Genomic DNA, 13551 nt, shown 5'->3' with positions numbered 1-13551 from the left:
TTGCGTTTTTTTTTGTTAAAAATTGCTCAACTACCCAAATATTGCCTTAGCTACTTCATAGCTTTTTCTAAGAGAATCTAAGCCACTATACACTTCTAATGTATAAATTTTTTGACTATGATGAAAAGAAACAAGGGTGGGCAAAAACTCACTCTCCATACTGATATACTTATTTTCATCACTTAAACTATTATTATCGCTCAAATGGATATAATCCGCCACCCTAGCACAGCCTTTTAACTCACTCATAAAATCCCTATCCATTGTATAAGCACTCACTTTCAAATGCCCCACATCAAGTAATAATTTACAATCAATAGAATCTTGAAGTTTAAGCAAATCCTCCAAGCAAAGTAGCATAGCCAAATCCCAAGTGCCATACTTGTTGGCATACGCAGTAGAAATAACATTATTTTCAATATACAGGGTAATCCCAAGCCTTTTGGCACTACTATCTAATAGCTTATAGCCCTTGATAAACTGCTCTATCGCCTTATGTTTATTATAGATTCTATGTTTATTTCTTAGCTCCAAAGCACCCAGTTCATTTGAATGTAGTGGCAAAAAGAATCCAGCGTGAAAGCCAAAATGAGCACTTCCAAGCTTATGACTATACTCCAAAGCTGTATGCAAATGCTCCAACGAACGCTCAAACACAGCAGAATCCAAACTCGCAAGATTAATGACAAAATCACCATTTTTAGGCGGGGGAAAATAATTATGACACGCAAATTGCAAATTATATTTTTCTTTCAATTCCAGTAAATCTTCTAGAATTTGCGGATAATACTCACTACCACCAGAAAGCTCAATACAGTCAAATCCACTCTCTGCAAGTGTTTTTACACTTTGCTTAATGTATTGAGCCTTGATACAAGAACTTGATACATAAATCATCTTTTACCCCTTTACTCTTACTCCAAATCAAACATAAGCCTTCCCCTTCAAAAATAAACAAACATAAATCAAGATTCGCTCGTAAAAATATTTAATACAGATTCTACTCCGCACTAAGCAACGCAAAAAGCGTATCACTCGCCCCAAGAGATGCTAAAGTCTGCTCATACGCACACTTGAGTAACTCATTATCCAAAAACTCACCCCACACCTTATGCCCAGCTGGTTTATTGTGGGAGAGCCAGTAGAGATGATTTGAAAGAGAGTATCTCTGCACACATTTAATAAACTCCACTTTCAATCCTGCCAATTTAGCCAACTTCTCAAGTGTATGAGGCGTAAATAAATACAAATGCGCACTCCAATATGTAAAATCAGCAAACGCCTCACTCTTATAGATTCTAAGCAGGGCGTCATTCGCATTTGGCACTTCAAGGATAATCTTGCCACCTTTTTTCAAGTGTCGTTTAAAAGTCTTAAGGAACTCAATGGGATTTGCTAAATGCTCCAAACAATGAAAACTTGTAATCACATCAAAGTTCTTATGCGTATCCTCTATGCTTACATAAAGTGGAATCTGCTCTCTCTCATACACGGGGGCTACTTGAGATTCTAGCTCCACACCACATACAGAATCTGCCGCTTCTTTTGCTAGAGTCAAAAATCCCCCATATCCGCTTCCAAAGTCGCAAATCTCCTTACAAGCAATCATATTTTTCACAAATTCATATCTCCTTTTTGCATCTTCATCATTAGCAGCTAGGTTCCCCCCCCCCCGACAAGCATTTGTATGCGTTCATCGTGCATTTTGCCTTCTTTATAAAACGCTTCATTCGTCTTATGTGAATCCAAATACACAAGCCCACATTCCAAGCATTCCCATACGCCAATGCTCTTATCATCACGCACACCATTATGAATCCTGCTCCTTTTATCACTTCCGCATAAGTAACAACTCTGTATCATCAAAACTCCTTTAAAATTGATTGAATGCTTGAGCTAATATCCTCAAGGCTTCTTAGCGATTCATAAGTTGGCAAATTAAAGCCAAGTTTAGAAATCTTATGTGCTACCGGTGTGGGCTTTGCATATTTTGCATACAGGGGCATATCACTTAATGGATAGAAAAAATTTCGTGAATCAATACCATTTTTCTTTAACTCCTGTATAAACGCATCTTTATTCTCACCGCGAAATAAAAAACTCGCCAACCAAGTGATTTTCTTTCGTTTTGGCAAATGAGCTTGAGGGATAATCAATGAGCCTAGAATCTGCTTATACTGCTCCTCATATCGTGTGCGATGATATAAAATCTCATCAATGCGTTCAAGCTGTGCTAGTCCTAGTGCGGCTTGAATATTTGTCATACGATAATTAAAGCCAACTTCGCTATGCCAATATCGCTTGTGCTTATCCATTCCGTGATCACGCAAGATTCTCATTTTCTCACTCAACGCCTTGTCACTACACACGCACATTCCACCTTCCCCTGTGGTAATGACCTTATTCCCAAAAAATGAAAAGCACCCCACATCGCCAAAGCTCCCCACCTTTTTGTCATTAAACTCCGCTCCGTGAGCCTCTGCACAATCCTCAATCACATAAAGTTTATACTTTTTAGCACAATTCATAATCGCTTCCATATCGCATACTTGCCCATATAAATGTACAGGGATAATTGCCCTTGTTTTTGGCGTAATAGCAGACTCTATGGCTTGTGGAGAAATACACCAAGAATCTTCCTCAATATCTACAATTACAGGCGTAGCACCAGCCAACAAAACAGCATTAATCGTAGCAGCAAAAGTCAAATCAGGCACGATAACTTCATCGCCTTGCTTAATTCCAAGAGAATGGAGTGCTAAGTGCAAAGCCACCGTGCCATTAAACACACTCACCCCCTGTCCCACTCCACAATATGAAGCAAATGCCTCCTCAAACTGCGTAATATAACGCCCACTACTTGAAATCCACGAACTAAGAAAGGCATCTAAGAGATAATTTAGCTCATTGCCGTGCAAACTCGGTGTTGCCACAGGATAGAATCTTTTTTTACTTGAATAATAATCCACCAAAATATGCGATGTATCCACAATGGGAATGAGCCTAAACTCCGCTAATTTCGCATTATCAATCACATCATTTTGTAGCGTGTAATAATATTCTTTTTGTATAATGGATTTAGCAGGACTTTGCAGACTTAAGCCCTTAAGCAATCCCCTGCGTATATCCCCATCGCTTATCACACCTTGTAACTTCATAGCAGAATCCACCACAAACGCAACGCCCATTGTATTTTGATTGATACAAGACATTGCCGTAAAAATACTCGCCTCATAATCAATGCAAAACTCGCTCAATCCTAAACTTCCCACTTTACTATTCAACTATTTCTCCTTGAGAGCATTGGCAAGTTATGAAAAGTCAAATTTTCATAACTAAATATGAAGTTTGTTTGCGATAGACAAGGCATTTTTTCTTAAGATAAATTCAGTTTGTTTTTGCTAGAATGTGCCTCCAAAACCTAAAAATAGGCATTGTGTTAGTTATGAAAATTTGACTTTTCGTATCTTAATTTCACTCTTAAGGACATATTCAAAAACTATGCAAAACATCAAACAATTATCCGTTTTTTTAGACACAAGCATTCAAGATGCGCTAAAGATTTTTGGCACTTATGATGGTGTAAGACTACTTGTTGTCAATGATAGAAATGGCAAGTTTTTAGGTATTTTGACTGACCCAGATATACGCAGGGGATTGCTTAAGGGCTTAAGTCTGCAAAGCCCTGTGGAATCTATTATGCAAAAGTCCCCCATTACCGCAAGTATCAAAGATTCTAAACAAAAGCTTATTGGGCTTTCAGCACGATATAATATTTATGAGATTCCGCTTTTAGATGAGAATGGCAAAATCGTGCGGATAGAATCCATTGCTTCCTTGCTAAGAACGCCAATTTTTGATAATCCCATTGTGATTATGGCAGGGGGCTTGGGGAAGCGTCTTAGACCTTTGACAGATTCTATCCCAAAGCCTATGCTTAAAGTCGGCTCAAAGCCGATTTTACAAATCATTTTAGAGCGATTTAAGGCTCAAGGCTTTAGTAATATTATTCTTTGTGTGAATTACAAATCACATATCATTGAAGATTTTTTTGGCGATGGGAGCAAGTTTGGATTATCTATCCGCTATGTCAAGGAAGAGAAAGCTCTAGGCACAGCCGGGGCATTAAGCCTGATTGACAACATAGGAGAAAAGCCGTTTTTTGTGATGAATGGCGATATTTTAAGCGATATAAGCTTTCAAGCAATGCTAGAGTTTCATAATGAGCGTGGCTCACACGCTACAATGGGTGTGAGAGAGTATAGCTATCAAGTGCCTTATGGCGTGGTAGAATGCGAGGAGAGCAAGATTCTTAACATCATAGAAAAGCCCACGCAAAGTTTCCTTGTGAGTGCGGGAATCTATGTGCTAGAGCCGCAGATTCTGCCCCTTATCCCCAAGGATTGCTTTTTTGATATGCCTAGCTTATTTAATCTTATTTTTAGCCAAGCACACTATAATTCCCACTCGTATTTAATCACTGACTATTGGATTGACATCGGTCGCCACGAGGAATACGAAAGAGCTAATAGCGAATACACAACATAAACCCAAAGGAGTTTTTTATGAGCACGAATTACCGACAAGATGACTACTACTTCCACGAAAACGAATACTATAAACAAGTTGATGCTTTTAGATTTGGCAAACTTCTCTCACACTATGAGATATACAAAAAGACCATAGGGATTCCGGGCGATATAGTGGAGTGTGGAATCTTTAGAGGTAAGTCGTTTTTCCAAATGGCTGGATTTAGAGATGTGGTGGAGAATCCTTACTCAAGAAAGCTGATTGGCTTTGATATTTTTGGTATGTTCCCACCTACAAACTTTGAAGAGGATAAGCAGATTCTACAAGACTTTATTGATGCTTCTGGTGGGGAGAGTATAAGTATAGATGAAATGCACACTGCCTTAAAGGCTAAAGATGTGAAAAACTATGAGCTTGTCAAAGGCGATATCAATCAAACCGTGCCGCAATACTGCAAAGACCACCCCGAGCTTAGAATCTCGCTCCTGCATATTGATGTTGATGTGTATGAGCCTTGCGTTACGATTTTGGAAAATCTTTATGAGCGAGTAACGGGGGGGGGGGGATAATAATGCTAGATGATTATCCTTGTTTTCCGGGTGAAGAAAAGGCGGTGGAAGATTTTATTAAAGGGAAAAATATCCAGTTACAAAAGCTTCCCTTTGCTCACGCCCCATCTTTTTTTGTAAAGCCTTTGTGATTTATCACGGGCTTGAAATATGACTTAGATTCACATTTTGTATTTTGATTTTTAGGGAGTTGTTATGAAAAAACCAATCGTATATGTCGTGCATTGCATAGATACAGAAGGACCACTCTATCAAAGCACACAGGCTATTTGTGAGCTACTTCAAAGCACTTTTAAGATTAAAGTAAGCTCACAAGATGAGATTTTAGCATTACAAAAAGGCGATTTTTCACATTTAGCTGGGGGGGGGGCAACACTAGATTCTAAAGCAAAAGAAGCCATACAAACTTTTTTAGACCCTCATCTTTTACATTCGCACGGCTCTTGGGAGCAAATTGATGTTATGTTAGAATCTATTACTGCTCCGGCATTTCGCAATGTCCTGCTAGATTCTTTTGGTGGAGGCTGGATATATAATTGGTTTTGTATGGACCACACGGGATTTGATGGCTACAATCCACGCAGACGCGATGCAGGCTATCACAACATCTTTGATCATTATGCGGGGTTAAAAAGTGTTACAGATTATGATCATTTAAGCTTTCATTATCACCCTCTGCCTTTCATAGCCGATTATCACGCTAGTGGCACACGATTTTGGGGAAGTAATATTACTGAGATTCTCTCTCGCAGATTGATTGATAGACACTTTTTTCCCTCTACTTTCCGCCCCGGATTCCACACAGAGCGACCTGATAGCCATTTTTTCTTAGAGCAATGGATACCCTTTGATTATGCCAATCAATCTACAAAGGGCTTAGATACTAATCAGCCCGATTGTGGCGATGGACGCTTTGGCGATTGGAGACGAGCTACAACAGAATGGGAAGTCTATCACCCAAGCCACGATGACTATCAGGTAAAGGGTTCTTGCAGACGCTATATAGCACGATGTCTTAATATGTATGCGAGGCTTCGCTGTATTACACAAGATGATGTTAATGATGCGTTTCAAAGAGCCTTAAAAACAAATGATGATGTGATTTTAGCCTTTGACTGCCACGATTACCGCGATATGAGCTTTGAAGTCAATCTCCTACGCGATATGATTAAAAACGCTTCCCTTGCCTACCCGCAGGTGCATTTCAAGTATGAAAAAGCCGATGTAGCAATGAGAGCTGTCCTAAAGCTTGATAAAAAGCCACTAAATCTGCGTTTAGAATATGACTTTTCACACAATAAGCTTCATATACAAACAGATTCTAATATCTTTGGTCCCCAGCCATTCCTTGCCATAAAAACAACGCAAGGACAATACTTCCACGATAATTTTGATTTCTATCAGCCTTATCACTGGACTTACACTTTTGATAGAAACACAATCCCCCCACAAGCAATAGAAAAAATAGGCGTAGCAAGCAACACAAATGCCGGTGTAACGGAACTCATCGTGTGGGATAAAGCCACAAACACACAGAGCAAAACCACACTCAATAATGCATAATCTCACCTAAAGGATAAACGATGAACGAGCAAGACAGACAAGCTTATTGGGATAATTACATTAACTATTGGCTTAAACGCGTTGAAGATTCAAATACTAACACCAACAACGAAGACAAAATGGCTGATGATTCTGTAATGGAAGGCTATATCGCCCTCCTAACAGATTCTCTTAAAAATGAACTGGGGGGGGGGCAATACACGATTTTAGACTATGGCTGCGGTTTTGGTAGGTCATATCCATATTTTGAAAAGCTCAACTGCTTGTATTATGGCTGCGACATCGCACAATCCTGCATTGACTATATGCTTTCACACTATCCCAACGCACAAGCCCAAAAACTTCTCCCAAATGATTCTATCCCCTTTGAAAAGCAAAAATTTGATGGTATATTTTGCTATGGCGTGTTTGATGCGTGTTTTCAGCATATCACAATTTTTGAGATTCTATCCCGTCTTAAAACCGGCGGTATAGCCCTTATCACAGGCAAAAATAACAATTATTTAGAATCCGATGAAATGGCACTTGTAGCAGAGATTGGTGCAAGGAAAAATAACCACCCAAACTACTTTACAGACACTCCTTTGCTTTTAAATGAGCTACAAAAACGCAAGGTTAAAATCCTGCAATCCCGCTTTTTCTTGGAGAGAAAAGATGGTGCGACTGATACCTACACGACAACTATGCCAGAGCGATTTTATACCTATGCTCTTTTACTACAAGTCCAAGAGAATAGCATTTTAGAGCCTTTTGCACCTTTTAGCCACACACATAGCAAAACCTTTGAGCTAAAAAATAAACATTTATAATTCTTTGCTATAATCCGCCCCTGTTTTACAAAGGATTTATAGATTTTACAAGGGGTGGCAACTCTCGCTTAGAATCTTAAGCTAGAGATAGCAATTTTATATGGCAACACTTACACTAGCACATTCTCATTCTCGCTTTCTCTCCATTATCCCAGCAAGGAGTGGGAGTAAAAGACTGCCTGATAAAAATATAAAGCTTTTATGTGGGAAACCACTTTTAGCGTGGAGTATAGAATCTGCGTTAGATTCTGCTTATATTGATGAAGTGGTAGTTAGCACAGATTCTAGTGTGTATGCGGATATTGCTAAATCTTATGGGGCAAATGTGCCATTTTTGCGTCCAGAATCTTTAAGTAGTGATACAACGACTACTTTTGATGTGTTAGAGCATTGTATTAGATTCTACAACGAATCTTTAGGGAAAGAGTTTGATTATGTGGTGCTACTTCAGCCCACTAGCCCCTTGAGACAAACTTGGCATATAGATGAAGCGTGTAAAAAAATTATCACAAAAGAGGTAGATTCTCTTATCTCTGTGTGTAAATGCGAACACCCACCATTATGGAGCAACACCCTGCCAGAAAATGAAAATATGAATGATTTTATTCCTAAGTCTGTGCGAGAGATACGCTCCCAAGACTTGCCACAATACTACCGCCTGAATGGCACGATTTTCATCGCTAAAACTGAATCCCTACTTGCAAACAAAAGTTTTCTCACGCCCCAAACCATTGCCTATAAAATGGACAATCTCTACTCAAGCGACATAGATTCTGCCCTTGATTTTGCATTTGCTGAGTTTTTGGCTTCACATATAAGAGAGAATATTAACGGGGGGGGGGGCAATACACAACTAAAGCCAAAAATTCTTTATATTCTCCCCACGCCTTTTATCACAGCATTATCACACCGCACATTTTTATCCACCCTAGAGATAGACTCACCAAAAGCAGTCTCAATGGAGGCAGCCTAAATGTCGCTTAAGATTCTTATCATCGGCTATGGCTCTATTGGCAAACGCCACGCACAAGTTTTACAAGAATATTTCACACACACAAACATCACGCTCATTAGCTCCCAAAATCTCCCAAACGCCTACCCTAACCTAGAATCTCTGCCCAATATCCACGCTTTTGACTACTATATTATCGCCTCTCCTACCGCCTGTCATCTAGCCCATTTGAGCTATCTAGATTCTAAAGTCAAGCATAAAAAAATCTTTGTAGAAAAGCCCCTTTTTGAATCTGCCCACAGCTTTACCCCGAGTGGGCAAAATACAATCGTAGTGGGATTTTGCCTAAGACTTCACCCACTCTTAAAGCAGCTTAAAACAATCCTGCAAGATTCTGTTCCCTATGCAGTGGAAGTAGCTTGTGGCTCATATCTGCCATCTTGGCGTAAAGATGTGAATTATCGTCAAGTATATAGTGCGGATAAAACGCAGGGTGGTGGCGTTTTGCTTGATTTGAGCCACGAGCTTGACTATATACAATGGCTTTTTGGGAGCTTCCAAGATGAAAGCCTTGTAGGCTTTAATGGCAAGATTTCGGAGCTTGAGATTTCAAGCGATGATACACTTATGCTTATAGGTAAGACAGAGCAAAATACCCTTATTCAGCTAAACCTTGACTACTTTAGCAAAAATCCAAAACGACTGCTAAGAATCCACACGCCAAGCCAAAGCATAGAGCTTGATTTAATCGTAAATTCCCTTAGCATTACCGACACACAAGGCAATACAGAGCATTTAAACGCCGCATTTGAACGCAATGAGCTTTTTGCGATAATGCATCAAAGTGTGCTAGATTCAGCAGATTTTTCACATACAAAAATCCCAAAAAAACTTTTAGATTCTCTTAAATCCAAAGCTCAGATTCTCCCTACCTTAGAAGAATCTCTCCCCCTAATGCAAACTCTCACAAGGATAAAAAATATGAAACCACATCAAAAGATTCTCTGTGTCATCGGTGCTAGAGGCGGAAGCAAAGGTGTGAAAAATAAAAATATCACGCCCATTGCCGGAAAGCCCCTTATCGCTTATACTATTCTCCAAGCCCTGCAAAGCAGTCTCTTTACACATATTGTGCTTAGCACAGATTCTAAAGAGATAGCCAAAGTCGGCAAGGAATGGGGAGCAGAAGTGTTTTTTCTAAGAGATAAGGAACTAGCAAGTGATACTGCTGGGAAGCTCCCTGCCATACGCGATGCACTTTTAAGAAGTGAAGAGCATTTTCAAACGCATTATGATGTTGTGTTTGACCTTGATGCGACAAGCCCTTTGCGACTTGTGAGCGATATTACACAAGCTTATAGTCAATTTGTGCGTGATGATAATGATATTTTAATCACAGCCGCCCCAGCACGAAAAAGCCCTTATTTTAATCTTGTAGAAATATTTGAAAACAATGGCAAACAACAAGTAGCTTTAAGCAAAACCCCAACCACGCCTATTTTACGCCGACAAGATTCACCAAAATGCTATGATATGAATGCCAGCATTTATATTTGGAAGCGTGAAGCACTGCTTAGTAATGAGAGTGTCTTTACACCGAACACAGGGCTTTTTGTAATGCCAGAATCTAGAAGCGTAGATATTGACACGCCACTTGATTTCGAATTTGTAGAATTTATGCTAAATAAGGCAAACAAGTTAAATCTAACGGGGGGGGGGGATAGAGTAAATATTTTTGCGCGAGATATAATCTCCCATATAGCCTCCATAAAGGAGGCTGTATGATAAAAAATCTCGCTATTATCCCCGCACGAGGCGGAAGCAAAGGTATTATAGGTAAAAATATCAAGCCCATCTGTGGCAAACCTCTCATTGCTCACACGATTGATTTTATAAAACAAATCCCTGCTTTTGACAAAATCATTGTATCCACTGATGATTCTCATATCAAACGCGTAAGCCTTGAATATGGTGCAGAAGTTATTGATCGCCCAAAAGAGTTAGCCACAGATACTGCCTTGGCTATGGATTCTATCCGCCACGCTGTGCAAGAGCTAGAATCTAGTGGGGAAACAATAGAGTATATCTATATACTTGAGGCAACTTCGCCCTTGCGTAGAAAAAGTGATATTGTGCAATGTATGGAGATTCTAAGAAATGGTGATGAGAGTGGGGAGTATGATAGTATCGCTACTCTTATGCCATCACACATATCGCCCGGACGAATGTTTCAAATCAATAACAACACCATAAGCCCTTATATTGAAGGCTCTGTGGCGTGGATGCCTCGCCAATCCCAACCAAAAGCCTATCAATGTGATGGGATTCTCTATGGCTTTAGCAATGCCGTTCTTCAAAAGGAAAAAGATTCTAAATCCGCCTTTTTAGGCAAAACCTACCCCTATATCACGCCCTATGAATGCCTTGATATTGATACACTCTTTGAATTTGTCATTATTGAAAAGCTCCTTGAAATGGGTTATCCTGAAAAGGAGCTAAAATGAAAAAACCTTATCTCCTACTCACAGGTGCAAGTAGTGGTGTGGGCAATGCCCTTGCACATTATCTTTCCCAAAGATTCCATATCCTAGCCCTAGCAAGACGCAAAGGCAAAATGATAGAATCTTTTGGCAATAACGCCAATGTAGAGATTATAGAATCTAACCTTGCTTCACTTACAGACCTAAAGCACACACTAGATTCTATTACACAACGCTACAATGAAGTGCTATATATCATTAATTGTGCAGGGACAAACAAGCCTCAAGCTCCACTAGAATCGCTTGATATGCAAAGCCTAGACTATGCCCTAACACTCAATGCAAAAGCCCCTATGATGATTATCAACCACTTTTTGCCCATAATGAAAAAACGCAACTTTGGCAGAATCATCAATGTAACAAGTGGCGCTCCGCTCAATTGTGCGGAAAACTTTGGCATATATAGTGGAAGCAAAGCACTGCTTAACACCCTAAGCATAACCTTAAGCAAAGAGCTAAAAGATACAAATATTAAGCTTAATCTCCTATCCCCCGGACCTGTGCGTTCAGAAATGAGCCCTAATGCGACTTTAGAGCCAAACATCTGCTTTGATATGGTGGATTATCTATTAAATGTAGGTAAATCTGCCATTGGCGGAGGATTTTATTGGATTCAGTGGAAGGTGCCACTATTCCCTGATTTGGAGGGAGTAGATTGGCTTAATGGCGTGGGCAACCACAAATTAGAAAGGATTTTAGATGAAAACACTCAAGGAATTAGCAAACTTGAAAGGCAAAACAGCTCTAATTACAGCGGGGGGGGGGTATCTAGGAATGTCTATGAGCGAATGTGTAGCTGAACTTGGTGCGAATGTTATTGTAGCTAGTCGCAATAAAACAAAATGTGAGGAGAGTGCGAAATATTTGCAAGATACTTTTGGTATTAAAGCCATAGGCGAAGTGGTGGATATTACAGATACTAAAAGTATAGAATCTCTAGCAAATACCATAGAGCAGGAGTTTGGAGAGCTTGATATTCTTATAAGTAATGCCGCTCAAAGAAAGAAAAATACCTTAGAAAGCATAGATAAAGAGGATTGGCTTTTTGATATGGAGCATTGCCTAAATGGTGTATTTTATCTCATCAAAGCCTTTATACCCATACTTAAGCAAAGCAAGGGTTGCATCATCAATATTGCTTCTATGTATGGGCATATAGCACCTGATTATAGAATCTACAATCGCAACTGCTACACAAATCCACCAAGCTATGGTGCAGCAAAAGCTGGAGTCATACAATTTAGCAAATATTTGGCTAGTTTTTTAAGCCCCTATGGCATTAGAGTAAATAGCATTAGCCCCGGAGCGTTTCCTTATGGATTCACAAATGATGATGAAGAATTTATGCAAAATCTCTCAAGCAAAGCTATGCTTAATCGCATAGGTGAGCCTGATGACTTAAAGGGTGCGGTTATGCTCCTTGCAAGTGATTTGGGCAAATTTATCACCGCACAAAATATCTGTGTTGATGGAGGTTGGAAAGAATGGTGAAAAAAATCAATCTAGGTTTAATCGGCTTAAGCGAGGGCAATGGACACCCCTACTCTTTTTCCGCCATTATCAATGGCTATGACAAACAAGCGATGGAAAAAAGTGATTGGAGTGTGATTTATAACTATCTTTTAAAATGCGATAAGCAGGATTTTCTTAACCGCAATGATGTGGCTATCACCCATCTTTACACACAAGATAAGCAAGTGAGTGAAAATCTCTCCCGTGCGTGTAAGATTCCATATATTGTAAATTCACTTGAAGAATTAGCTCTAGCCCCCATTGATGGAGTGATTCTCGCGCGTGATGATTGGCAAAATCACAAAGCAATGGCAAAGCCATTTTTAGAATCTCATAAGTTTGTTTTTATTGACAAACCTTTAAGCCTTAATATGCAGGATATAGCTTATTTTACACCATTCTTAGAGCAAAATAGGCTTATGTCTTGCTCAGGTATGCGATATGCTAGGGAGCTAGATTCTATCCGCAAAGCCATAAAAGAAGATGGGGAATCTATACGCTTTGTTGAAGCAAGTATTGGCTCTGCGTGGGATAGATATTTTATCCATTTGATAGATGCCATTATGGGACTCACCCCCTTTAAAGCTACGCATATTGAAGTGATGAGGCTAGATTTTTGCGTGAGTGCTTTGATACAAACGCAGAGCTTTCATATCCAGCTTAATAATATCAATGCCTCTTTTCAGCCCTGCACCCTTACTATCACAACAGATAAAAATCGCTATACCATTACACTAAGCGATAATTTCAGTGCGTTTAGACGCGCAATGGGACATTTTGTAGCCCTTATGGAGGGCGAATCTTTTGACTACCAAAGCACCTTAGAAGCGATGGATATCTTAAGCCAAATAAAAGCTAAACTTGAAAAAGTAGGCAATTTAGCTGGGGGGGGGGGGGATAGACTAAATTCTTTTGTAGATTCTCCTACCTTTTTTGCCCCTACTTTTTATCAAAGCCTTTTTGTATCCCATTCTTTTACTTTTGTTGATTGTTTCATCTCCACTCATTCTTTTGCCCCTGTGGCTCATCTCTCTTTTGCGGAGGTGGCATAATGTATCAAGGACATACATTTCTAG

14 protein-coding genes and 2 pseudogenes are annotated in these 13551 nt (G+C 39.6%); 12 read left to right on the top strand and 4 right to left on the bottom strand.

Features of this window, described 5'->3' with window-relative positions; translation table 11 throughout:
- Positions 1 to 30 precede the first annotated feature (30 nt).
- The 4 genes from HCCG_RS05310 to HCCG_RS05295 all read right to left on the bottom strand — a co-directional run bounded on the left by HCCG_RS05310 (position 31) and on the right by HCCG_RS05295 (position 3284).
- Positions 31 to 897, bottom strand: coding sequence for a TIM barrel protein (locus HCCG_RS05310; protein WP_002956413.1), 867 nt, complete (start codon positions 895 to 897; stop codon positions 31 to 33).
- 103 nt (positions 898 to 1000) lie between these two features.
- Positions 1001 to 1609 carry a class I SAM-dependent methyltransferase gene (locus HCCG_RS05305; protein ID WP_002956412.1) on the bottom strand — a complete coding sequence of 203 codons (609 nt, stop codon included), beginning with the start codon at positions 1607 to 1609 and terminating at the stop codon, positions 1001 to 1003.
- Positions 1610 to 1656: 47 nt separating this feature from the next.
- Complete coding sequence (locus HCCG_RS05300; protein WP_015453373.1) at positions 1657 to 1863, bottom strand: hypothetical protein; 207 nt, start codon at positions 1861 to 1863, stop codon at positions 1657 to 1659.
- Positions 1863 to 3284 (bottom strand): aminotransferase class I/II-fold pyridoxal phosphate-dependent enzyme, encoded by a 1422-nt coding sequence (locus tag HCCG_RS05295; RefSeq protein WP_015453372.1) that lies wholly within the window; start codon positions 3282 to 3284, stop codon positions 1863 to 1865. Before HCCG_RS05295 ends, HCCG_RS05300 begins: the two co-directional genes overlap by 1 nt.
- A gap of 217 nt (positions 3285 to 3501) precedes the next feature.
- Between HCCG_RS05295 and HCCG_RS05290 the strand changes: the two genes are divergently transcribed.
- The 12 genes and pseudogenes from HCCG_RS05290 (at position 3502) to HCCG_RS05245 (ending at position 13527) form a co-directional block, all read left to right on the top strand.
- Positions 3502 to 4548 (top strand): nucleotidyltransferase family protein, encoded by a 1047-nt coding sequence (locus tag HCCG_RS05290; protein ID WP_002956409.1) that lies wholly within the window; start codon positions 3502 to 3504, stop codon positions 4546 to 4548.
- 17 nt (positions 4549 to 4565) lie between these two features.
- Entirely contained in the window at positions 4566 to 5099 is a 534-nt protein-coding gene (locus HCCG_RS05285; RefSeq protein ID WP_002956408.1) for a TylF/MycF/NovP-related O-methyltransferase, read from the top strand.
- Positions 5100 to 5101: 2 nt separating this feature from the next.
- Entirely contained in the window at positions 5102 to 5230 is a 129-nt protein-coding gene (locus HCCG_RS12825; protein WP_002956407.1) for a hypothetical protein, read from the top strand.
- Positions 5231 to 5294: 64 nt separating this feature from the next.
- Entirely contained in the window at positions 5295 to 6662 is a 1368-nt protein-coding gene (locus HCCG_RS05280) for a hypothetical protein (RefSeq protein ID WP_002956406.1), read from the top strand.
- Positions 6663 to 6682: 20 nt separating this feature from the next.
- Complete coding sequence (locus tag HCCG_RS05275; RefSeq protein ID WP_002956405.1) at positions 6683 to 7471, top strand: class I SAM-dependent methyltransferase; 789 nt, start codon at positions 6683 to 6685, stop codon at positions 7469 to 7471.
- A gap of 100 nt (positions 7472 to 7571) precedes the next feature.
- Positions 7572 to 8444, top strand: a complete 873-nt coding sequence (locus HCCG_RS11525) for an acylneuraminate cytidylyltransferase family protein (protein WP_081445324.1) — start codon at positions 7572 to 7574, stop codon at positions 8442 to 8444.
- Positions 8445 to 9107 (top strand): annotated as a pseudogene (locus tag HCCG_RS12530) (Gfo/Idh/MocA family protein); the annotation flags it as partial.
- A gap of 297 nt (positions 9108 to 9404) precedes the next feature.
- Positions 9405 to 10118 (top strand): annotated as a pseudogene (locus tag HCCG_RS12525) (acylneuraminate cytidylyltransferase family protein); the annotation flags it as partial.
- A gap of 86 nt (positions 10119 to 10204) precedes the next feature.
- Positions 10205 to 10927, top strand: a complete 723-nt coding sequence (locus tag HCCG_RS05260) for an acylneuraminate cytidylyltransferase family protein (RefSeq protein WP_002956402.1) — start codon at positions 10205 to 10207, stop codon at positions 10925 to 10927.
- Positions 10924 to 11763, top strand: coding sequence for an SDR family NAD(P)-dependent oxidoreductase (locus HCCG_RS05255; protein WP_002956401.1), 840 nt, complete (start codon positions 10924 to 10926; stop codon positions 11761 to 11763). The genes HCCG_RS05260 and HCCG_RS05255 overlap by 4 nt, the downstream gene beginning before the upstream one ends.
- Positions 11744 to 12454, top strand: a complete 711-nt coding sequence (locus HCCG_RS05250; protein ID WP_162557570.1) for an SDR family oxidoreductase — start codon at positions 11744 to 11746, stop codon at positions 12452 to 12454. The genes HCCG_RS05255 and HCCG_RS05250 overlap by 20 nt, the downstream gene beginning before the upstream one ends.
- Positions 12448 to 13527, top strand: coding sequence for a Gfo/Idh/MocA family oxidoreductase (locus tag HCCG_RS05245; RefSeq protein ID WP_034548154.1), 1080 nt, complete (start codon positions 12448 to 12450; stop codon positions 13525 to 13527). The genes HCCG_RS05250 and HCCG_RS05245 overlap by 7 nt, the downstream gene beginning before the upstream one ends.
- Positions 13528 to 13551 lie beyond the last annotated feature (24 nt).

This window comes from Helicobacter cinaedi CCUG 18818 = ATCC BAA-847, assembly GCF_000155475.1.
GTDB classification, from domain to species: domain Bacteria; phylum Campylobacterota; class Campylobacteria; order Campylobacterales; family Helicobacteraceae; genus Helicobacter_C; species Helicobacter_C cinaedi.
Note: the sequence above shows the minus strand (reverse complement) of the source record. Positions and strands in the feature narration are given on the sequence as shown.

What these genes read in the sequence shown, in the direction of transcription:
- HCCG_RS05310 (WP_002956413.1), bottom strand. Translation starts at nt 897, where the DNA reads ATGATTTATGTATCAAGTTCTTGTATCAAGGCTCAATACATTAAGCAA.
- HCCG_RS05305 (WP_002956412.1), bottom strand. Translation starts at nt 1,609, where the DNA reads ATGATTGCTTGTAAGGAGATTTGCGACTTTGGAAGCGGATATGGGGGA.
- HCCG_RS05300 (WP_015453373.1), bottom strand. Translation starts at nt 1,863, where the DNA reads ATGATACAGAGTTGTTACTTATGCGGAAGTGATAAAAGGAGCAGGATT.
- HCCG_RS05290 (WP_002956409.1), top strand. Translation starts at nt 3,502, where the DNA reads ATGCAAAACATCAAACAATTATCCGTTTTTTTAGACACAAGCATTCAA.
- HCCG_RS05285 (WP_002956408.1), top strand. Translation starts at nt 4,566, where the DNA reads ATGAGCACGAATTACCGACAAGATGACTACTACTTCCACGAAAACGAA.
- HCCG_RS12825 (WP_002956407.1), top strand. Translation starts at nt 5,102, where the DNA reads ATGCTAGATGATTATCCTTGTTTTCCGGGTGAAGAAAAGGCGGTGGAA.
- HCCG_RS05280 (WP_002956406.1), top strand. Translation starts at nt 5,295, where the DNA reads ATGAAAAAACCAATCGTATATGTCGTGCATTGCATAGATACAGAAGGA.
- HCCG_RS05275 (WP_002956405.1), top strand. Translation starts at nt 6,683, where the DNA reads ATGAACGAGCAAGACAGACAAGCTTATTGGGATAATTACATTAACTAT.
- HCCG_RS11525 (WP_081445324.1), top strand. Translation starts at nt 7,572, where the DNA reads ATGGCAACACTTACACTAGCACATTCTCATTCTCGCTTTCTCTCCATT.
- HCCG_RS05260 (WP_002956402.1), top strand. Translation starts at nt 10,205, where the DNA reads ATGATAAAAAATCTCGCTATTATCCCCGCACGAGGCGGAAGCAAAGGT.
- HCCG_RS05255 (WP_002956401.1), top strand. Translation starts at nt 10,924, where the DNA reads ATGAAAAAACCTTATCTCCTACTCACAGGTGCAAGTAGTGGTGTGGGC.
- HCCG_RS05250 (WP_162557570.1), top strand. Translation starts at nt 11,744, where the DNA reads ATGAGCGAATGTGTAGCTGAACTTGGTGCGAATGTTATTGTAGCTAGT.
- HCCG_RS05245 (WP_034548154.1), top strand. Translation starts at nt 12,448, where the DNA reads ATGGTGAAAAAAATCAATCTAGGTTTAATCGGCTTAAGCGAGGGCAAT.